The 22,123-nt window shown below is 43.2% G+C and carries 12 protein-coding genes; 8 read left to right on the top strand and 4 right to left on the bottom strand.

All coding sequences use genetic code 11. From position 1 onward, the window contains the following. A complete protein-coding gene (locus tag QQK00_RS06680; protein WP_284216706.1) occupies nt 1-2,373 on the bottom strand; it encodes a GH92 family glycosyl hydrolase in 2,373 nt (790 codons plus the stop codon). Between the two features lie 224 nt (nt 2,374-2,597). Here QQK00_RS06680 and QQK00_RS06675 point away from each other — a divergent pair, with 224 nt between their 5' ends. From QQK00_RS06675 to QQK00_RS06640, 8 genes are all read left to right on the top strand, one after another. Beyond that, nucleotides 2,598-3,605 (top strand): LacI family DNA-binding transcriptional regulator, encoded by a 1,008-nt coding sequence (locus tag QQK00_RS06675; RefSeq protein WP_284216705.1) that lies wholly within the window; start codon nt 2,598-2,600, stop codon nt 3,603-3,605. 351 nt (nt 3,606-3,956) lie between these two features. Then, the gene (locus QQK00_RS06670) at nt 3,957-6,896 is read left to right on the top strand and encodes a TonB-dependent receptor (RefSeq protein ID WP_284216704.1); all 2,940 of its coding nucleotides are present in this window, start codon (nt 3,957-3,959) and stop codon (nt 6,894-6,896) included. Nucleotides 6,897-6,940: 44 nt separating this feature from the next. Then, nucleotides 6,941-9,766, top strand: coding sequence for a discoidin domain-containing protein (locus tag QQK00_RS06665; RefSeq protein ID WP_284216703.1), 2,826 nt, complete (start codon nt 6,941-6,943; stop codon nt 9,764-9,766). Nucleotides 9,767-9,831: 65 nt separating this feature from the next. Next, complete coding sequence (locus QQK00_RS06660; RefSeq protein WP_284216702.1) at nt 9,832-10,794, top strand: glycosylasparaginase; 963 nt, start codon at nt 9,832-9,834, stop codon at nt 10,792-10,794. Continuing rightward, nucleotides 10,787-12,580: an endo-beta-N-acetylglucosaminidase gene (locus QQK00_RS06655; protein ID WP_284216701.1), complete on the top strand. Its 1,794-nt coding sequence runs from the start codon at nt 10,787-10,789 to the stop codon at nt 12,578-12,580. The genes QQK00_RS06660 and QQK00_RS06655 overlap by 8 nt, the downstream gene beginning before the upstream one ends. A gap of 43 nt (nt 12,581-12,623) precedes the next feature. Further along, a complete protein-coding gene (locus tag QQK00_RS06650) occupies nt 12,624-15,152 on the top strand; it encodes a beta-mannosidase (RefSeq protein WP_284216700.1) in 2,529 nt (842 codons plus the stop codon). An 8-nt stretch (nt 15,153-15,160) separates the two neighbouring features. Beyond that, on the top strand, nt 15,161-16,948 hold the full coding sequence (locus QQK00_RS06645) for a sodium:solute symporter family protein (RefSeq protein WP_284216699.1): 1,788 nt from the start codon (nt 15,161-15,163) through the stop codon (nt 16,946-16,948). 5 nt (nt 16,949-16,953) lie between these two features. Further along, a complete protein-coding gene (locus QQK00_RS06640) occupies nt 16,954-19,239 on the top strand; it encodes a GH92 family glycosyl hydrolase (protein ID WP_284216698.1) in 2,286 nt (761 codons plus the stop codon). A gap of 2 nt (nt 19,240-19,241) precedes the next feature. On the opposite strand, the gene QQK00_RS06635 is transcribed toward QQK00_RS06640, so the two are convergent. From QQK00_RS06635 to QQK00_RS06625, 3 genes are all read right to left on the bottom strand, one after another. Then, a complete protein-coding gene (locus tag QQK00_RS06635; protein ID WP_284216697.1) occupies nt 19,242-20,516 on the bottom strand; it encodes a sugar MFS transporter in 1,275 nt (424 codons plus the stop codon). 59 nt (nt 20,517-20,575) lie between these two features. Continuing rightward, nucleotides 20,576-21,574 (bottom strand): glucosamine-6-phosphate deaminase NagB-II, encoded by a 999-nt coding sequence (nagB-II, locus tag QQK00_RS06630; RefSeq protein ID WP_284216696.1) that lies wholly within the window; start codon nt 21,572-21,574, stop codon nt 20,576-20,578. A 143-nt stretch (nt 21,575-21,717) separates the two neighbouring features. Next, nucleotides 21,718-22,113: a hypothetical protein gene (locus QQK00_RS06625; protein ID WP_284216695.1), complete on the bottom strand. Its 396-nt coding sequence runs from the start codon at nt 22,111-22,113 to the stop codon at nt 21,718-21,720. Nucleotides 22,114-22,123 lie beyond the last annotated feature (10 nt).

Genomic DNA, 22,123 nt, shown 5'->3' with positions numbered 1-22,123 from the left:
CTATTCCTTGTTGTCGTCATTATTGAGGTGTAACGACATAGAATACGGCACGGAGTCATCTTCAATCGCCCAGTGCTTGTTGGGTACATTCGACATATAAAAATCTATGTTAGCGCCTTGCATCAATGCATGATGATCTACCCAACTTTTATTATGTGTTTGCGCGTTAAATTTCATGCTGTCGATGTAGACATTCTCAGGTTTGTTATTATGTGCGGTAATTTGTACTGTGTTGCCGTTTTCTAAGGTGAGGGTGGCTTTATCAAATAGCGGGCTACCTACAACATATTGCGGAACCCCCGGTGTCACTGAGTATAAGCCAAGTGCACTGAATACATACCACGCTGACGTTTGCCCGTTATCTTCATCACCTGCATAACCGTCAGGTGTTGGTTGATACAGTTTAGTCATTACGTCGCGAAGTTTAGCTTGCGCTTTGTAAGGCTGGCGCGCGTGATTGTATAAATAAATCATATGTTGAATAGGCTGATTGCCATGGGCGTAGTTACCCATATTTACAATTTGCATTTCACGAATTTCGTGGATGGTAAAGCCATAATATGAGTCATCGAAGAGTGGCGGCATCGTAAACACTTCGTCTAATTTGTTGATAAAACCTGTCTCTCCACCCATTAGTTCAATTAAGCCCTGCACATCATGAAAAACTGACCATGTATAATGCAGCGCATTCCCTTCTGTAAACGCGTCGCCCCATTTCAATGGGTTAAAGGGAGACTGGAAGTTTCCGTCTTTATTCTTTCCGCGCATCCAACCCGTTTCTGGATCAAATAAGTGTTGGTAGTTAAGCGATTTTTTGTAATATTTTGCGGCTAACTCATGTTTGCCCATCGAGGTTGCCATTTGCGCAATGTTAAAATCTGCAAACGCATATTCAAGCGTGCGCGCAGCATTTTCGTGAATGCCAACGTCATACGGCACATATCCTAGGTCGTTGTAGTAGTCTACCCCTTCGCGCCCAACCGAAGATACCGGCCTACCTTCTTCCACGGTGGCATTTTTTAACATGGCTTCCAAGAGTGTATTGGCGTCGTAGTCACGAATGTTTTTAATGTAGGCATCGGCAATATTAATCGCCGAATTTGATCCTATCATGACCCCTCGGTGACCAGGGCTAGCCCACTCTGGTAGCCAACCCGACTCTTCATATGTATTGACCAACCCTTGCATGATTTGCGTATCAAGGCTCGGATACATAAGCGTGAAAAATGGGAATACGGCTCTGAAGGTATCCCAAAAGCCATTGTCGGTATACATATAGCCCGGCAGCACTTGCCCGTTATAGGGACTGTAATGAACAATGTCGTTGTTACTGTCATATTCATAAAATGAACGTGGAAACAGCAGTAATCGGTAAAGTGAGGAATAGAAGGTTTTTACTTGGTCAATGTTGGCGCTTTCTATTTGAATGCGGCTCAGTTCTTTTTGCCAAGCCTCAAAGCCTTTTTGTTTAGTCACTTCAAAACTGTCTTTACCAAGCTCTCGCGCTAAGTTAATTTCGGCTTGTTCCAAGCTAATAAATGAAGAGGCTACTTTTACATTCACTTTTTCGCCGCGAGAAGTCGCGAACTTTATGATGGCACCGACATGATCGCCAGTTTGCTCGGTGCTATTAGCCGTAAGCTTCCAACCATCTGTCCATGTTTGGGCTAGCTCAAAGTCCTTATCAAAATAAGCAACAAAATAATTGTGGAAGTTATCAGGCACTCCGCCATGATTATTCCTAGCATAGCCAATTATTTTTCGTTCTTTCGGCAGTATCTTTACCATGGAGCCCTTGTGAAATGCATCTAAGAGAATATAGGCGTCATTGGTTTCGGGAAACGTAAACTGAAATTGTGCGGCGCGTTGCGTGGGGGTTATTTCGGTGACAACATCGTAATCTGCAAGGTATACCGAGTAATAATGAGGTAGTGACGTTTCTGCTTTATGAGAAAACCATGATGCACGGGATTCTTCTTCAAATTTTAGCTCACCAACCACTGGCATAAACGAAAATGCTGCGTAATCATTTAACCACGGGCTTGGTTGATGCGTTTGTTTGAATCCCCGTATTTTGTATTCGTCGTACTTGTACGTCCAACCATCCCCCATCTTTGAGGTCATTGGTGTCCAAAAATTCATCCCCCATGGCAGTGCAATGGCAGGATAAGTATTTCCGTTTGACAATATAAATTCGGAGTCACTACCCACCAATGGATTAACATATTGGACTAGATTGTCTTTATCTACGAGGTTAATGGTTGTGCCAGACGAGCTATTCGCCTGAGATGCTTCGTCAGATAAGGCAGGTGCTTGGGAGCATCCCATGAGGCAACTTAAACCCAGTAATATTGCGCCTGTCTTAAAATACATACAAGTTCCCCTTGGATATTTCTTAAATATTTATTAATCTTTAGTTGGACAAAATCTCATCACCTGCTATAAACCTAATGTAACCGATTGCATTCGTCAAATGAATTTTGTTAAATTATTTTAATTGGCGAATGTAAAAACTTCGGTATGATAAGTAAGTATAGGTAGTATAAAGATTTTTATTGTATTACTGGCTGAAATTTTGAGAGTAAAGGGATCTGTGCATGACAACAATGCGTAAAATTTCTCAACTGGTTGGTGTATCTACTGCGACTGTATCAAGGGCGCTTAAAAACCCTGAGATGGTATTGCCAGAAACGCGCGAAAAGGTTTTGAAAGCTGTCGAAACGCTGGGTTATCGGCCAAATATTCTAGCGAAAAACTTTTCTTCGGGAAAAACGCAGACAGTGGTAGTGATTGTTACCGATCTCACCAACCCATTTTTCTCGCGCATCGTGCAAGGTGTAGAGGAAGAAGCACAAAAACTAGGCTACTCAGTGTTACTCGGGGATACTAATGATGACATTAATCGAGAACGCGTATACGCAGAAATGGTGCTTAACAATAAAGCCGACGGGCTTATTCAACTAGACCATTTGTTCCCTTTTGAAGACAAAGACAAAGAAATTGCCAAAACAGTGCCGATGGTCAGTGTGTGTGATGCTATCGACGGTGATTATGAGTATCCATATATTACGATTGATAATTTTGCGGCGAGTAGGGATGTTGCTAAACATTTGATTTCGTTAGGACATACGAAAATTGGTGCCATTGCTGGTAAAGATGATAGCTTAGTGACGAGCGACCGCTTAGGTGGATTACAACGCGTATTGCAAGAACACAATATCCCGTTTAATGACGACTGGTTTATGCGTGGCGGCTATACTAAGCAATGCGGAAAGGAGTCGATGGAGGCGCTGCTTTCTATGGGCGAGTACCCCACTGCGGTATATTGTTTTAGCGACGAAATTGCAATCGGTGCCATTAAGGCTATCAAAGATGCAGGATTGCGAATACCGCAAGACATTTCAATTGTTGGTTTTGATAACATTGATATATGTGAATACATAGATCCGCCGCTGACAACGGTTGACCAGCCAGCGGTAGAAATGGGGCAGCGAGCAATGCAAATACTTTACCAGTTGATCAATGGCGACGCTATTCAGCATATTACGGAATTTAAACCTTATACTTTGCTAGTCCGTGACAGCACTGGGCTGGCGCCGAAATAAATAGTGATAAAAACGTCTAAATATTAAATTTATGTGAATTTAGGCTTGCGAAATTTAATTTAGCGATATAGATTAAAAAATAACCCACTTAACGTAATTGTAAATGTAACCGGTTGCATGGGTGAAAACTTAAAATGGATTGCAACCGGTTACAAAGGGTTGGGATTAAGGATGTTCTAGACGTGAGATTAACGCGTCAATGTTTTATTAATGCAAGATTGTATGCATATGCAAATGAGAAACGATGCCAAAGCAGAACAATAAAGCGTTTCTCAATCATCTTTTACTGGGTCTTGGTTTTACTATTTTACAGTAAAAAATGATGGACAAAATTTAAACAGAGGAAACACAATGACAGCTTACAACAAGGTTTACTCACATTTAGGCAATCAAAAAACACGATATAGACGCACACTCCTAGCTGCGGCAATACTGTCTTCTATTGGCACTGTGAACGCCCAACAAACGTCCCCAGACGATGACGCAGAAGAAGATGGAGAGGTTGTTGAACAAATTGAAATAAGAGGTATTCGCGCTTCTTCAGCAGAAAACTTAGCGACTAAGCGCCTGTCGAACGCAATTGTTGACGCAATTACTGCCGAAGACATTGGTAAGTTTCCTGATAAAAATGTTGCAGATGCACTGCAGCGGGTACCTGGCGTTTTGATTACCCGTAATGGCGGCGAAGGGTCTACAGTAAGTATTCGTGGTTTGGGCCCCAGATTAACCCTGACCCAACTAAACGGCAACTATATTGCGTCGAGCCCTGGTGCGCCATCACGTTCATTTTCGTTTGAATTATTGCCTTCAAATCTAGTCGGCCAAGTAGAAGTATTTAAAACACCAGAAGCGCGAATTGATGAAGGCGGCATTGGCGGAACAATTGTTGTGCATAGCCGCAAACCACTTGATATGGAGCGTAACTCTGGCGCGGTTAATTTGGAGTATACCTACGCGGACGTCACAGATAAGTATGAACCGCAGTTAAGCGGTATTTATTCTTGGAAAAACGAAGCAGAAGACTTTGGCGTATTAGTGGGCTACGTAAAACAAGACCGCTTGAATCGCTCCCAATCCTCAGTAGTAAATATATTGAACAGTAACTTTAGATATTCAGAGTTGCGCGACGGACAGCCAGTTGAAGGCGGCGCCACAGGGTTTTCCCCACAAAGCTTTGTACAAAATGTAATTGAAGAGGATCGCGAAAGAACTGGTATTCAATTTACCACACAGTGGCGACCGACTGATAATTTGGAATTAGGTGTCAATTACTTTCAATTTACCTTAGGCCTTGATTCTATTTTACACCAGTTAGAATACCCTGAGTGGCATAACAACCCGAATTATTGGACTGATGTAAGCGTAAACGCCGAAGCAGAGTATGTAGTTGGCATTGATTATTCTGTGGGGGCAGGCGGTACGGAAGCTATTGCTCAAATACCGCGTATTAATGGTGAATTTGTTCGAGAAGAGTCTACCTCAGATACCTTCGATTTTTTTGCGACCTATGAAGCCGACTCATTTGAGATTAGAGCGGTAGCTGGGCATACGGAATCTGAAGGGGGACCAACGGAAAAATACCGTTCTGCCTACTACTCAGGGTCGAATGTGAGCAATACTAATGCATCTCGCTTTTATGGGTGGCGTTTTGAAGATAAGTCCTTAATTACCTACATTGACCCGGCCATGCACCAAAACTTATTGAGCGGCATTGGCGGTCAAGCTGATATTGGCGCCACTGACTCAAGCTTTGAAACGGGGACTCAAGAAGAAGATTATGCGCAATTTGATGTTGACTGGTTTGCTGACTTAGGCGTTATTGAAGCGATTCGTTTTGGTGCCAAATACCGTAAAAACGGGATCAGGCGCGATACACGTAATACCTTCTATTTATCTCCAGATTTTGATATTGCGGCGGGAGAAGCCGAAGGGAGTATAGATTTAGACGATGATTACTCAAGAAATGGTGGTATTCCGTTACTTACGGACGTAATTGCAGACCAACCTTTAGGCAATATATCTGGTGCAATCAACACAAATATCTTCCCTGCGGTCAACTGGCATCGATATGCAGAAATTCTTAATCAAAATTTTGTGCGATATACACGTTTTGAAGATGATTTTGTATACGAAGTAGAAGAAGAAATATTTGCCGCTTACGTGCAAGCTGATTATCAGTGGGGCGACTTTCGAGGGAACTTTGGTGTGCGCTTTGTTGATACCACTACCACTACCTCAGCTAGCGACCGATTTGTTTATGCTTTAGATAGAAGTGATGATCAAGGTAACCCGCAACCCGTAAGCGTTGCTATTCAAAGAGATACGGTGATTGTTGACAAAGAGCAAACCGATACCGAAATTTTACCTAGTTTCAACATTGTTTGGGATTTCAGTGATGATTGGGTAGCGCGTGTAGCGCTAGCTAGAACACTTGCGAGACCGTCATACAATGCGCTGGGCAGATTTCAATCGCTTGTATACCGGTCGGCAGAATGGGCGGCGGACTCTAGTTCAAGGCCAGATTTTAACCCGCTGATTGATAGAGAAGGGTGGACTGGCTCTGGCGGTAATTCTACGTTAAAACCAGAAACTTCAGATCAGTTTGATTTTTCACTTGAGTATTACTATGGCGAAGGTTCGGGATTGAGTTTTGCCTATTTTTATAAAGAGGTTGACGGCTTTAGCGTACCTTTGCAGCTTGACGTACAACGAAATGTTCCGGTACGTGAATTTACATTGCAGAATGGCAACACTATTGCGCCAGGCGGAGACATTGTAGTGACTGATTTTGGTACGACCGGTAACGGTGGCAATGCGACATCAAAAGGATTTGAAATAGCGTGGCAGCACTTCTTTGAAAATGGCTTTGGTATATATACCAATTATACCGACAATGAAGCAAGTTCTGCAGAGGTAGAGCAAGACGGTGAAATTGTTGGCGAACGACCGTTTGTTGGCTCGGCCGATTACTCATTTAACTTGTCTGCGTTTTATGAGAATGAAGATTTTAGTGTCAGAGCATCTTATGTAGAAACTGGCCCAACGGTCGGCGGACAATCTTTACTGACACTGTCTAGCGGAGAAACTCTCAATTTTTATACTGATACTTATGATCAAATTGATGTTAATGCTAGCTACAACATTACCGAGCAGTTAACGGCAACTGCATCTGTAATTAATCTAACCAAGTCTGAAAGTTATGCCCATGTTGGCAATGATACAAAAGACAGATTCTTGAGCAATGGGTACGGCGGTCGCCGCTTCTTTGTTGGTCTGAACTATCGTTTTTAATCATGGCGCTGAATAGAACTACGGATTTGAATAGAGGAATAATTATGAAAAAGTTTACAAAACTTAAATTGTCTGCGGCTATCGCAGTGGCAATAACAAGCTTAGTAGGTTGCAGTGCGGATGACCCAAACTCTGAAGAATTACCGGCACGGGCGCCAGTATCCACCTTCACATCGGCGGATGTCATTGGCGGCGCGACTAAAGGCACGCTTGCCAACGCTGAGGTGGTTATCACACAGTTAAATGGTGCCAACATCAGCATTACAAACGACAATCAGACTGCTGATGACGGCAGTATTAATATAGAAGTGCAAGGTGACGCCGGTTTTGGCCTAAACAGTATGATGCAGGTAGTTATCACGGCTGACGCAGATGCCAGTATGGTTTGTGATGCGCCGATGTGCGGGAACGCAGCAATGGGTGAGACGGTAAACGGTAGTGCCCTTGAAGGTACTAGCCTGCGCAGTTTTACTTATGTCGGTGTACCTTATGCTAGTGCCGCAGATGGTACTGAAGATGCCTCGTTCCAGGCGAACGCGCTGACAACAGTGGCAGCTGTGTTAATTGATAATGCTGCCGCGGCTGGAAGAAACGTAGGCGTAAGAGAACTGTTTGAAGCGGCGATGCTGGAGTTTTCTGAAACGACATTGAAAGGTCTAGGGGTATTTGCGCCGGGCGTGAATGCTTTCACAACAAAACTCATCAGTGCTGAATCATACGATAACTTTGTTGTTGGACAAACATGCGTAACTGAAAATGACATCGAAACATGTACAGACGAATTAGTTTCGCCATCATTAATAAAAGCATCGTTAGCCAATGCAGCATTTGCAAACATTGCTGAAGGCGAATCATTTAACGATATGATGAACCTAGCATCAACATCGATTCAAACCGCAATCGATGGTGACACTGTCCCTTTAGATACGTTGCGCGAAAGATTGCTTACTAGTGTTTCCGCCGTGCCGTTTTTAACGCAACTTGGCCTCAATGCGGAAGAGGTGATTGATCTGGAACTTGCGTTTATTGAAGAGAGTGTAAGCAGCGGGCCAATTCAAGAGATAACAACAGACGCTAACATTGCCAGTGCTACGATTACGGCAAGAAACCGTATCAGTGACGCAGAAGCTGAAACAATGGCGTTTGATGGAGATGCTCAAACCAAATGGCTGGATCACAACGACTTTGGGCCAGCCCCTTCGGTGGACGACCCTTCTTGGATTCAAGTTGAGTTTAACGAAGCAAAAGCAATAAATACCGTTGCTATAACAAGTGCTAACGACGCACCAGAAAGAGATATAGAGAATTTCAATATTACGGCGTCTCTTGATGGCGTGAATTTTATTACCTTGGGAGAGTTTGTCGGCTTGTCTTTCGACGAGCGATTTGAACGACAGTCATTTTCATTTAGTAACGGCTTAAAATTTCCGGTTTATCGACTCAATATCACTAAAAACTTTGGTGATGTTGGACTCACGCAAGTGGCCGAATTCGATTATTTAGGCCCTGTATTTACAGATGTTGAGCATTCAGATGTTGACGAAAAAACCATTGTTGCACGTGCCTTTATCAGTGACGGCGAAAATCAAGACATGGTGTTCGACAACAACCCGCAGACTAAGTGGTTAGATAACGCAGGTGTTCCATCTGTCGAAGATCCTTCATGGGTAGAAGTTACTTTTGATACGCCTGTCGCGGTGAATACCTTGGCAATTACGAGTGCGAATGATGCACCGTCTCGTGATCCTGAGAACTTTAATCTATGGGCCAGAAATGCTGATACTGATGCATGGGTGGAAATTGGTACTGTATTGGGTGAGTCCTTTGACGAACGGTTTGAGCGCAAGTCATTTAGTTTTCAAAATCAATTGGCATACAGCATTTATCGCGTAAACATCACTAAGAATTTTGGGAATGACTCGTTAATGCAAGTTGCCGAAATTGAGTTAATTGGCCCTGAAGTCGCTGGCGCAAATCACGCAATGACCGATGGCGCTACATATGTGGCCAGAGCCTTTATATCCGAAGGCGAAAACCAAGATAGAGCGTTTGATGGTGATGCAAACACCAAATGGTTAGACAATGCAAGTGTACCGTCGGTAGAAGACCCAGCGTGGATTCAAGTAGATCTGCCAACGGCAAAAACGGTAAATACATTGTCACTTACCAGTGCTAATGATGCCCCAGAAAGAGATCCAGAAAACTTTAACGTTTGGGGTTCAAATGATGCAGGTGCAACCTGGATTGAACTAGGTAGTTGGATTGGTGAGTCATTTGATGCGCGTTTCCAACAGCGCAATTTTGTCTTTAGTAACCTTTTACCGTTCAGTACCTACCGCTTTAACATCACCAAGAACTTTGGTGACAGTAACCTCATGCAAATTGCTGAAATTGGTTTTGTTGGCCCGCAATATATCGGTGTTGATCACTCCAGTGCAGACGGCGCGACGTATAGCGCAAGAGCGAGCATTAGTGAAGGGGAAAACGAAGATAGGGTGTTTGATGACGACAGCAGTACTAAATGGTTAGATAACGCCAGCGTGCCGTCGGCAGAGAACCCAGCATGGGTGCAGGTGGACTTGCCTGTCGCAAAAGTAGTGAGTGCACTTGCCATTACTAGTGCGAATGACGCGCCTGAAAGAGATCCTGAAAACTTTGAATTATGGGGCTCTAACGACGGCGGTGATACATGGGAAGTTGTTGGTACGTGGATTGGTGAGAGTTTTGATAATCGATTCGAACGCCGATCATTTGCGATTGCAAATGGGTTTGCATATACGACGTATCGTTTCAATATTACCAAGAATTTTGGTGACAGTAACCTCATGCAAATTGCAGAAATTGAGCTAATTGGTATAGACAACGATTAGTCAAGTTTTACACAGGGGGGCACTCCCTCCTGTGCATCCAAATTTCTACAATAAAGGTTATAAAAATGCATAGTAGACGACATTTTTTAAAGGTCTCAGGCATGCTGGCTGCCTTACCCACGTTAGGTAAAACCGCGTTTGCTAAAGATAAAGTAGCAAATAGGCCGCTTGTAGTGTCTACCTGGGAACACGGTGGTCCAGCAAATCTAGCCGCTTGGAAAGTATTATCTTCTGGTGGCAAGGCAATTGATGCAGTAGAGCAAGGCGTCATGATACCGGAAGCTGACCCAAATGTGATGACCGTTGGGTATGGTGGCTATCCCGACAGCGAAGGCAAGGTGACGCTGGATGCCTGCATTATGGACCACAAGCAAAATTGTGGTTCGGTCGCTTTTCTTGAAAATATAAAACATCCAATCGCTGTAGCCAGAAAGGTAATGGATAAAACGCCACATGTGATGCTAGTCGGTGAAGGCGCGTTAAACTTTGCTAAATCTCAGGGATTTAGTGAAGAGAATCTGCTAACTGACAAAGCTAAAAAGTTATGGCAAACATGGCGAAAAAATCCGACCTGGCCTCCGCAAATCAATATAGAAAATCACGACACAATAGGCATGTTGGCCGTTGATGAGCGCGGTGATTTGTCGGGTGCATGCACCACTAGCGGCGCCTCATTTAAGTTGCGTGGTCGTGTGGGTGACTCGCCTATTATTGGCGCAGGATTATTTGTTGACAATGATATTGGTGCAGCCACAGCGACGGGCATGGGTGAGTTAATGATGAAAACAGTGGGCTGTTTTTCGGTCGTTGAAATCATGCGTCAAGGTGCCTCGCCTCAAGAAGCATGTAAAGAAGCAGTAGAGCGGATCGCCTCTAAATTAGACGATTATCGCCAATACCAAGTCGGTTTCTTGGCGATCAATAAACAGGGTGACGTTGGTGCATATGCAATTCAATCTGGCTTTAACTATGCCGTACAGGACAAGTCTGGCGCGCAACTTATTGATTCACGGAGTAAGCTTGCGTAAATCCATTTTTTCGAAATATGTTGCCGTGTTTATAGTGCTTGCGGCGCTCTGTTCTGGTGCTTTACATGCCGAAATAAAACATAGCCAACCGCCGTTTTCACTTACCTTGTCGCAGGCCTTGGATTGGCACGAAACATCTGAATTTGCCACAAAGGATAACGTGAGTCGTATTCCATTAGCAACGCGTATCGATCCGCGTATAGGCGCATTGCAGGCAAATTTGGACAGTCATGCACGTATATTACTTGCGCCAGATGGCATGAATAATTTTGGCAACTATTTACACGAACAAGATTCATTCAACTTATACAATTTTACCAATTGGGCGTATATAGACACCCTTAACTGGTTTGCGGGTACAGCCGATCAAACAGTAAATGTCCCTGCGAGGCCATGGGTAGAAGCTGCACACAAAAACGGTGTGCGTGTATTAGGCACTGTGTTTCTGGGCATCGCACAGTGGGGCGGGAGTGCAGATACCGTTGAGCGATTGCTTGTGCAAGACGATGCAGGCAGGTTTATTGCCGCTCACAAACTCGTCGCAATGGCTGAGTATTATGGCTTTGATGGTTGGCTAATTAATCAAGAAACCAACTTACAAGCAGTAAAGGATGAGCACGGTAATATTATTCCAGGCGAGATAGACAAAGAACGTGCTGCAAAGCTTGCACTAAAAATGCAAGATTTTATGCGCTACTTAACCAATTTAGCCCCACCACATATCGAAATTCATTGGTACGATTCGATGATTATGGACGGTCGCGTTCGATGGCAAAATGCACTTAACGAGAAAAACTTACCGTTTTTTCAGGAAGACAAAGACAGTCCGCGCAGTGCAGATGCAATGTTTGTCAATTATTGGTGGAATGGCGAAATGCTTAATGACTCTGCCGAGTTAGCTAAGCAAAAGGGGCGTTCACCCTATGACGTATATTTTGGGGCCGACCTTTGGCCAGAAAGAAAGGCGCAACGAGCGTTTAGTACATATACATGGTTGGATGCAATTTTTCCTAAAAATGCGCCAGCAAAGACATCGCTAGCATTGTTTGCTAACAACGTGAATTTTAACTTTTCCGGCACAGATAAGCTCCCTGCATATAGTCGATATCAGCAAGATCCAAATGACGTCGAGCGGTTTTATGAAACCGAACAACGTCTATTTGCGGGCAACGATTTAAATGTCGCTATTAAAGACTATGAAGAATGGCCGGGCATTGGTGCGCACGTAGCCGCGCGAAGTGTCATCTCATCACTGCCGTTTTCAACGTACTTTAATACCGGGCATGGCCGATTGCGCATGAAGGGCGGCCAAAAAGTGAGTGCTGATGATTGGCATGACATCGCGCAACAGGACATTTTACCGACTTGGCAGTTTGCCGTTCAAAATACTATGACTAAAGGTTTGGTCGATATTCAGTATGATTTTAGTGACGCGTACAACGGTGGGTCATCGCTACGGTTTACGATCGCGCCTTTTGCGGACGAGCATATTGAAATCCCGTTGTTTAAGACTCAGCTCCTGCTGTCAAATAATACGCGTTTAATTGCAAACGTTAAGTCAGAGGAAGCAAGTGCAAGTGAAGTGTATTTGCTGCTCTCATTCAGTGATGGCAATCAAACGCGCGTGCCACTTGCTGCCAATTCGGCCTTTTCTACTGGTGAGTGGTCAAGCTCTTCGCAAGTATTGTCAGCGAATATTGGTCAAACGCTGACGCGAATTAGTCTTCAGGTAAATGCTGGCAACAAAAAGAAAACGTTCCTACTAGGAGGGTTGCATATTGAATGAATTTCGTAGGCTATCGTCTTCAACCCCTACTGCAGGTGACTCAATGAAAAATACAACAAAATCTGAGCACACGATGGTAGATAAATTATCTGAATGCCAGTGGCGTTTTAAGCAGTCGGGCAGCAGTACTTGGTTAGATGCCAAGGTACCCGGTTGCAATCACACCGATTTACTTAATCATGGATTAATCTCTGACCCATTTTATGCTGATGAAGAGGCTCGTTTACAATGGATTGAGCACAAAGATTGGGAATATCAGTGCACATTTGAACTAAGTGATAAAGATTTACAGTGTACTGAGTGGGAATTGCTGTGCGATGGGCTGGATACATATTGTGATGTTTATCTCAACAATAAACCATTGTTTAGCTCTGAGAATATGTTCGTCAGTCATCGAGTTCGTTGTAAAGATTACTTAGTAAAAGGTGAAAATACCCTTCGCATTGTGTTTTATTCACCCATAAATAAAACAAGCCATTTACCCGAAAAAAACGGATTTATTTACCCTGCAGAAAATGACAAATCATCGGATAAATTAAGTGTATATACGAGAAAAGCGCCGTATCACTATGGGTGGGATTGGGGCCCTAGGTTTGTCACTAGTGGTATTTGGCGGCCGATTCGATTGATGCCAGTAGAGGGTATTAGTCTTGCTGATGTCTATGTAAGCCAAACACATCAGGCAGAGCGTGTGACTGTTACCTTTTTTGTTTCAGTGGATGCATTTGTGTCCACTGAGCTAACGGCTGTCATCAATTGTCACAACGCGCAGGTGCCGCAATCAATAAAGCATGTAAAAGTGGATGCAGATAGTCGTCTGGTAGTCGAGTTAAGTATTGAGATAGAACATCCTGTTCTTTGGTGGCCGGTTGGGCAGGGCACACCGTTTCTATATGATTTCTCATTGAGTTTACTTGACGATGACCACCGCTACCTTACGCATCAACAAAAAGTTGGTTTACGCACTATCGAATTAGTGCAAGAACCAGATGCCCATGGCGAGTCATTTTATTTTAATGTGAATGGGCGGGCGGTGTTTGCGAAAGGCGCTAACTATATTCCAAGTGACAGCTTTTTACCGAAGGTCACTAAGCATAAATACGAGAAAATCTTTAAAGATGCGCTTGCAGCCAACATGAATATGTTGCGAGTTTGGGGCGGTGGCGTATACGAAGATGATTATTTTTATGAATTGGCTGATAAGTATGGCATTTTGATTTGGCAAGATTTTATGTTTGCGTGCACGCTATATCCAGCAAATGAGGCGTTTTTAGAAAATGTGAGAAATGAGGCCGAATGTAATATTAAACGACTTCGTTCTCATCCCTGTATTGCCCTTTGGTGTGGAAACAACGAAATAGAAATGGGCATTGATTGTTGGGAATGGCCTGAAAAATTTGCTTATTCAGACAGCCAATATGCCGAGTTGAAACAAGATTACCATACATTATTTCATCAGTTGCTGCCGAGTACTGTAAAAGCCTTACAGCCTGATATTGCGTATATTGCCTCTTCGCCGATTAGTTTTTGGGAGCGTCCAGAAGAAGACGCTGTTGGTGACAACCATTACTGGGGAGTTTGGCATGGAGAACTGCCGTTTTCTGAATTTAAAACCCGTGTTCCTCGCTTTATGTCAGAATATGGCTTTCAAGCGTTTCCATTATTGTCATCTATACGCCGATTTTGTCCAGAAAACGATTATGACCTGAATTCTATTACGATGTTAAGTCACCAAAAGCATCCCCGTGGCAACAACATCATTAAAAAACATATTGACGCTGAATTTAATCTGCCTAAAGATTTTGAGAGCTTTTTATTCCTGAGTCAATTATTGCAAGCGCAAGCATTGGGTACTGCATTCTTAGCGCATAGAGCCGCTCGGCCTTTTTGCATGGGTACCTTGTATTGGCAGTTTAACGATTGCTGGCCAGTCACCTCTTGGTCGAGTATTGACTATTATGGCAAATATAAAGCGTCCCACTATGCCGCTAAACGATTGTTTCAAAATACCTTGGTCGCGGCTGATGTTAACGACAATGAGGTATGTGTTTATGCTATTAATGACACGCCGCGCGCATGTATATTCAATATTGCAATCAAACTAATGTCGATAGCCGGAGAAATACTGCTTTGCTCCGAACATACCTATATTGCCGGAGACAATACGAGCAACAAAGTCTTAAGTATGGGGGTTAATGACCTGCTCGATGGCCGCCGTGCGGAGAATGTTTTTCTTGCAGTAGAATGGCAAGGTGAAAATGATAGAGAAATACATACAAGTTACTTTACTGAAAATAAATCTTTGTCTTTGTCAAAGCCTCGCATTCATCCAGATATAGACGTTGATGGTGATGTGATTTACGTTACACTTACAGCAAATTCATTAGCACGTTACGTGCACGTGGAGTTTCCCATATGTGATGAAAACTTCAGCGATAATTTCTTTGACTTGGTGCCTAATATCCCAAAAACGGTATCGCTAGTAGATGCTACATTAGCAAGTCAAGGCGTTGAATTAATTGCGGAATCTTTGCGTATCGTGTCGTTGTACGATACCTACAATACGGATTAGATATAAATATGCAGTTATCTTTTTTGGACGGCCTTATTATTGGTCTGTATTTGCTTTGCACATTAGTGATTGGCATTTGGGTTTCAAGGCGCAGCGGTGCCAATATGCGAGATTACTTCCTTGGCGGTAAACGCATACCATGGTGGGCCTTAGGTGTCTCAAATGCGTCCGGAATGTTTGATATTGCAGGTACAATGTGGCTCGTCTCTATGATGTTTGTCTATGGTGTAAAGAGCGCATGGTTGCCTTGGATTTGGCCCGTTTTTAACCAAATATTTTTGATGATGTATTTGTCGGCTTGGCTTCGGCGTTCAAATGCGATGACAGGTGCAGAATGGCTTGCAAGCCGTTTTGGTGAAGGAAAAGGCACGCAGTTGTCTCATGCAATTATTGTTATTTTTGCACTCATCAGTGCGATCGGCTTTATTGCTTACGCCTTTAAAGGCATTGGTAAATTTGCAGAAGTCTTCTTACCTTGGGATTGGTCGCCAAATACCTATGCCTTAGCTATTTTCGTCTTAACCACTGCGTACGTGGTGAAAGGGGGAATGATCAGTGTCGTTGTCACAGAAATTATCCAGTTTGTGCTAATGACGATTGCAGCAATTGCTGTCGGTTTAATTGCTTTGTCTCTTGTGACTCCTAGTATGATTGAAAATGCGGTGCCAGAGGGATGGTTGTCATTGGGCTTTGCTTGGGAATTAGATTTGGACTGGACGGGGCTTATCGACAGTGTAAACGAGAAGATAGATGCCGATGGTTTTAGCCTATTTGGCCTGTTTTTCATGATGATGTTGTTTAAGGGGATATTGGCAAGTATGGCTGGCCCTGTACCTGGTTATGATATGCAGCGCATACTTGCGTGTAAAGATGCTAAAGATGCCGCTAAAATGAGCGGTGTTGTCTCACTGGTTATGTTAATCCCACGCTATATGATGGTAGTTGGCTTGGCTGTCATGGCCTTGGTTTTCATGGGGCCAGAAATTCAAGCGTCTAACAAATCGTTTGATTTTGAACAAGTATTGCCTTATGCCATTAGTCATTTTATTCCCGTTGGGTTAGTCGGCTTGTTGATCGCGGGTTTGCTTGCCGCATTTATGTCCACATTTGCCGCGACCGTAAACGCAGCGCCAGCGTATTTTGTAAATGATATCTATCGACGCTACTTAAAGCCAAATGAAAACGAGCGCCATTACGTGAAGTTAAGTTACGTAGTCTCATTAATATTGGTGATGACGGGGGTTGGTTTTGGTTGGGTATTAGATTCTATTAATGACATTATGCAATGGGTGTTTGCTGCACTTTTTGGTGGCTATGCGGCGGCGAATGTACTGAAGTGGCACTGGTGGCGATTTAATGGTTATGGCTACTTTGGCGGTATGACTAGCGGCTTAGTGGCTTCCTTAGCTTTGCCGATACTTTTTCCAGCATTGCATCCCTTGTACGCTTTTCCATATTTGTTATTGGCAGGCGCACTTGGTTCAATCTTGGGATCGATATTGACACCTGCTGATGATATTCGCGTGCTTAGTAAGTTTTATGAAACGGTTCGTCCTTGGGGTGTCTGGGGACCAATCAAAGCGCATGTGCAAGCACAAAACCCTGCATTCGTAGCGTCAGCGCCTTCACGAGATTTGTTTAACGTCGCGATTGGCATCGTTTGGCAAACGAGCTTAGTGTTAATTGCAATGTACTTGATTTTACAAGCTTATTTACCTTTAGCCTTGTCTGTACTTACATGTGCACTGACAAGTTATATATTAAAACGTACTTGGTATGACAAATTAGAGGCATAGGTGTAGTGAAGAATATAGTAATAAATATAGAGAAAATGATGAAGAATTTGCCTCAGTTTTTGACAAGCTGTACCGCGTTTTTAATGTTAAGTGCGTGTGCTCATATGCCTGTCGAACATATAAAGAATAATACACAAATAAATGAAAATGACGACGTGCTCAATTATGTTGACCCCTTTATTGGTACAGGTGGGCATGGTCATACGTTTCCTGGTGCAACGACGCCATTTGGCATGGTACAACTAAGCCCCGATAACCCCTCAAAAGGATGGGATTGGACTTCTGGGTATCATTATTCAGATGACACCCTGTTAGGCTTTAGTCACACTCACCTATCGGGTACTGGTGTTGGTGATCTTTTAGATATCCTTGTGTTGCCATTTCAAGGCGACTATTTAGAAAAGCTCAATCGCCAAGATAATTCGATTTTTACCAAATATTCTAAAAACACGCCGCTGTTGTACGACACCTATACTAAAGAAAATGAATATGCTGAAGCCGGATATTATAAGGTATTGATGTCATCGTCTGGTATTCAGGCGGAGTTAACTGCGACGCCACGCGTTGGCGTGCACCGGTATCAATTTGATAGTGCCAGCAATGCCAAACTCATATTTAACTTAGGCTATGCGCAAAATTATGATGAAGCGACAAAGACGTCCTTTACTAAAATTAGCGATACAAAATTAGTCGGCTACCGAGAATCTACTGGATGGGCAAAACGTCAAAAAGTGTATTTTGTTGCAGAGTTTAGTCATCCATTTACGCACCAATATTATGAAAATAAGACTGAACAACCTGGGGACGTTCATCAAGGAGTGCTATCCGAAGCGGTGTTAGATTTCGGTGTTTTGAGCGATGCCTTAGTCGTTAAGGTGGGTATTTCTTATGCGAGTATAGACGGGGCGCAAGCAAACATAGTGCAAGAGGTACCAAGTTTCGATTTTGATCAAGTGAAAAAAGACACGCAAGACGTTTGGCGTGAACAATTAAACATCATTCAGGTAGAAAGTACAGATACCACCAAAAAAACTAAATTTTATACTGCATTCTATCATTCGATGATTGCACCTCATTTGTATAGCGATGCATTAGGACAATATATTGGTGCCGATGGGAAGCGCTACACAGCGCCAGAAAAACTGCCGCGCTATACCTTGTTTTCGTTATGGGACACGTTTCGCACTTTACACCCTTTATTGACCATTACCCACCCAACACTTGTTGATCCAATGATGCATTCAATGCTGTCATTTTACGACGAAACTGGCCTATTACCCACGTGGGATTTAATGGCCAATGAAACGGACGTAATGATTGGCTATCATGCGGTGCCTGTGCTGGTAGATGCATATTTTAAAGGCTTAACGAGTGTAGCGCCTGAGCGTATCTTAGCGGCAAGTAAGGCATCTGCTATGCAAGATAAGTTTGGTATTAACTATTTTAAAGACTATGGATATATCCCCTCTGAGTTAGAAGTTGAAGCCGTTTCTAAAACATTAGAGTACGCATTTGACGACTGGGCGATTGCGCGTTTAGCAAAAAGCATGGATGCAAAGGCTGACGCTGATTACTTCTCTCATCGGGCGAACGCTTATAAAACCTTATTTGATGCAGAACTGCAATTTATGCGAGGGAAAGACAAGGGCGGACATTGGGTAGAACCCTTTAATCCGACCTACGTTGAGCATAGAAACACAGATTACACCGAGGCGAACGCTTGGCAATATACGTGGTTTGTGCCACATGATGTGGATGGATTGATTCAACTTTTTGGCAGTAAAAAAGCCTTTGTTGATAAGCTTGATACATTGTTTTCTATCAGTTCAGAAATGCAAGGGGCAGATGTGTCGCCAGATATTTCAGGGTTAATTGGGCAGTATGCGCATGGCAATGAACCTGTGCATCATGTGCCTTATTTGTATGCCTTGGCAGGTGAGTCTTACAAGGGCGAGCAGAAGATTCGAGAAATTCGCGATACTATGTACACTGACCAACCTGACGGTTTGGCCGGCAATGACGACGTTGGTCAAATGTCGGCGTGGTATGTAATGAGTTCGCTGGGCTTCTATCCTGTGAACCCTGCCAGCGGTGATTATGTATTTGGCATCCCTGAGTTTGCGCATATGACGCTTGATGTAGGCGGTAAGCCGCTGTCTATTCGGGTACAAGGTCCACTCGACAATCCAGTTAAACGCATTCTTTTCAATGGTAAGGTGCTTACTCAACATCAAATTCACCATACTACCTTAGTCACTGGTGGCGATTTGTTGTTCGTTACTGAAGATTAAAGTCACGATGCTTTAATGCGTAATTTGTATCCTTTCAGGCCATACCAACCAATAAGCAGGTAGCCTGAAAGTAAGAATAAATACGCTTGCTTTGGGTTTGTCAATTCTGCTAATCCCCCGTATACGAGTGGGAGTATTGCGCCTCCGGCAATCCCCATTATTAGCAATGCCGAGCCTTTTGCCGTGTGTTTACCTAAATCCGCCAAAGCCAGCGGCCAAATTGCGGGCCATACCATGGCATTAGCTATGCCCAATAGCGCAATTAGCGTGACAGAGTTTGGTAATACTGGAATGTTGCTCCACCCCCACAAAACGTCGGCAACCGTCGTACTGGTGTCCGAGCTAAGAACAATACCGACACTTAACAGTACGCCAACAATCGCAGAAAGCACCAATACTGTGTGTTGTTGCACAAACCTTGGAATAACAGCTAAGCCAATGAAATACCCAAGCACCATCGCAGCCATGGTATACGAGGTTAGCGCAGTGACATTATCTAAGCCCAGTGAAGAGCCGTACAAACCGATTGTGTCGCCTGCAATGACTTCTACACCGACATAGAAAAATAGAGAAATTGCCCCCCAAATTAACTGAGGGTGACGCCACACGGTCGTTTTATCATTGGTATCAGCGCCGGCGTTGTCGTCAGTTGTTGGCATTTGAATACGCCACATGATTAGCGCTAAGCAACAAAGTGACAGGCCCATTGCAAAATAGGGCATGATCAAGTTGTTGGCCATATTTGTAATTTGTATCTTTCTTTCAAGGGCGGGTAATGCTGCTATGCTTGCAGCATTTACTCCAGCAAATTCGGCAAGTACTAGGGCGGTAAATGCTAGTGGCGCGAGCACGCCAGCCAATTTGTTTAATATTCCCATAACAGCGATACGTGCTGCGGCTGATTCGCTTGGGCCTAATTTTACAATGTATGGATTCGCAGCGGTTTGTAATAGGGTTAATCCCGCTCCCATGGTAAATTGTGCAAATAAAAATACGGCAAAAATTTGTGTTTTTGCGGCAGGGATAAATAAAAAACTGCCCATTCCTACTAAGCTCAAGCCATAGACAATACCGAGTTTGTAGCCTGTTTTTTCAAGTATCCATGACATTGGTAATGCCATTACCGTATATGCAATGTAAAAGCTAAAGGCAATGAGCAATGCTTGAAACTCATTTAAGTCACTGACAATCTGCAAAAATGGAATAAGTGCGCCATTTAACCAAGTGATAAAGCCAAATATAAAAAACAGCACGCCAATAATTATGATGGGAAGCATTTCTCTATTTCCTTAAATTCTTACTACATATTCTTTAATAAACGCCCGTAAAGCGGGCGCTATTTAGTTTCGGTGATTTTTTTTAAGCCAGGCGGCTGGTCTGGGTTCAATCCTCTGGTAGACGCCAATTGCGCCAAATCTAAATAAAAGCGCTGCATTATTAATAGTGGTTGCAGTAAGCAATGCGGCGCAGTATCCGCAGATAAGGTGAGGACGTTTGCGCCTCGTTCCGCGACGTCTCTAACAATTTTTTTATGGATGTAACCGGTTGCATCGTCGAGCGAAATAGAAACAACGAAAAGTTTTTGAGCTGCCAAGGTAACCGGTCCATGCAAGAATTCTGCACTGCTAAATGCTTCAGCCTGAATACCTAGCACTTCTTTTAGTTTTAGGGCGACTTCTCTTGCAATTGCATAGCCAAACCCTCTGCCGATCACAATACATCTATTTGGTGGTGTAAAACTATCATTGGTAAGTAATGGCTGCGCATCGAGAACAGCACTACACAATAGTTCAGGAAGACCGGTAAGTGCCTTCAGCAGTTGTGTATCATTTTGCCAGTACGCGTTTATGCCTAATAACATAGCCAATGAGCATAGGTAGCTTTTGGTGGCTGCGACCGCTTTCTCTTTTCCCGCATGCATCGACAGCGTTATATCTGACACCTTAGCTAAGGGGGAACTATCATCATTGACGATGGCAATACAATATGCGCCGCCTTTTTTAGCTTCAGATAGTTGTGAAACAATATCAGGACTTTGCCCAGATTGTGAAATCGCAATGGCCAAAAAACCATGTAATGAAAGTGTTTTACCAAATACACTCGCTACCGAGGGAGCTGCGGCGGATACGGGGATACCGCATTGAGTTTCAAATAGGTATTTGGCGAATACACCCGCATGATCCGAAGTCCCTCTGCCAATCATAACGATTCCCAGCGGCGGATTTTCTTGGAGGTATTGGGCGAGTTGAGTAAACGTTTGCTGATTTTGTGTAAGCAAGTTGCTTATGGCAACACTGCTTTCAGCAGATTCTTGTGCCATCATACTTTTAGTCATTCATGTTCCACGATCAAATAAAATATATTGGCTTACTAAGGTAGCAGCAATAGTGTTTTTTATGAACAAAAATGTGTCATAAAATGGGTACTAATTTGCCTGACATATCATTTGTTGGAGGGAGCGTTATACGATTAGTAAATTTAGCGATCCTTAGTTGTATTAATTCTTTCGTCATCGCTATCTATTAAATCAATTTGTATGATTTTTATCGCTTCACCAAATTGCGTCGTCGTATAAATGTCTAAATTTCTCTGCGCGACAATATGCACTTTTAAGCCATCTTTTTTAAATGATTTATCGAGGTTGATAGGGGTATATTTACTGCCTTTGCTATCAATAAATGCGTAAAATCCGCCTTCAAAGTGTTTATATTCAATCTTGCCTTTTAGTTTGATTATATCTATAGAGGGCAGCTGCATTGCTATATCCGTATGATTTTCGTCGGTATTGTTTTCATTATTTTTTGTACTTGAACCACAGGCATTTATCATCACTGAAAAAAGCAGTATCAACATTGCTACAAAACATTTATTCATCTTTCAGTCA

Origin of the sequence: Agaribacter marinus, assembly GCF_030160655.1 — a bacterium.
Taxonomy (GTDB): domain Bacteria; phylum Pseudomonadota; class Gammaproteobacteria; order Enterobacterales; family Alteromonadaceae; genus Glaciecola; species Glaciecola marina.
This window is presented reverse-complemented; position numbering and strand designations above follow the sequence as displayed.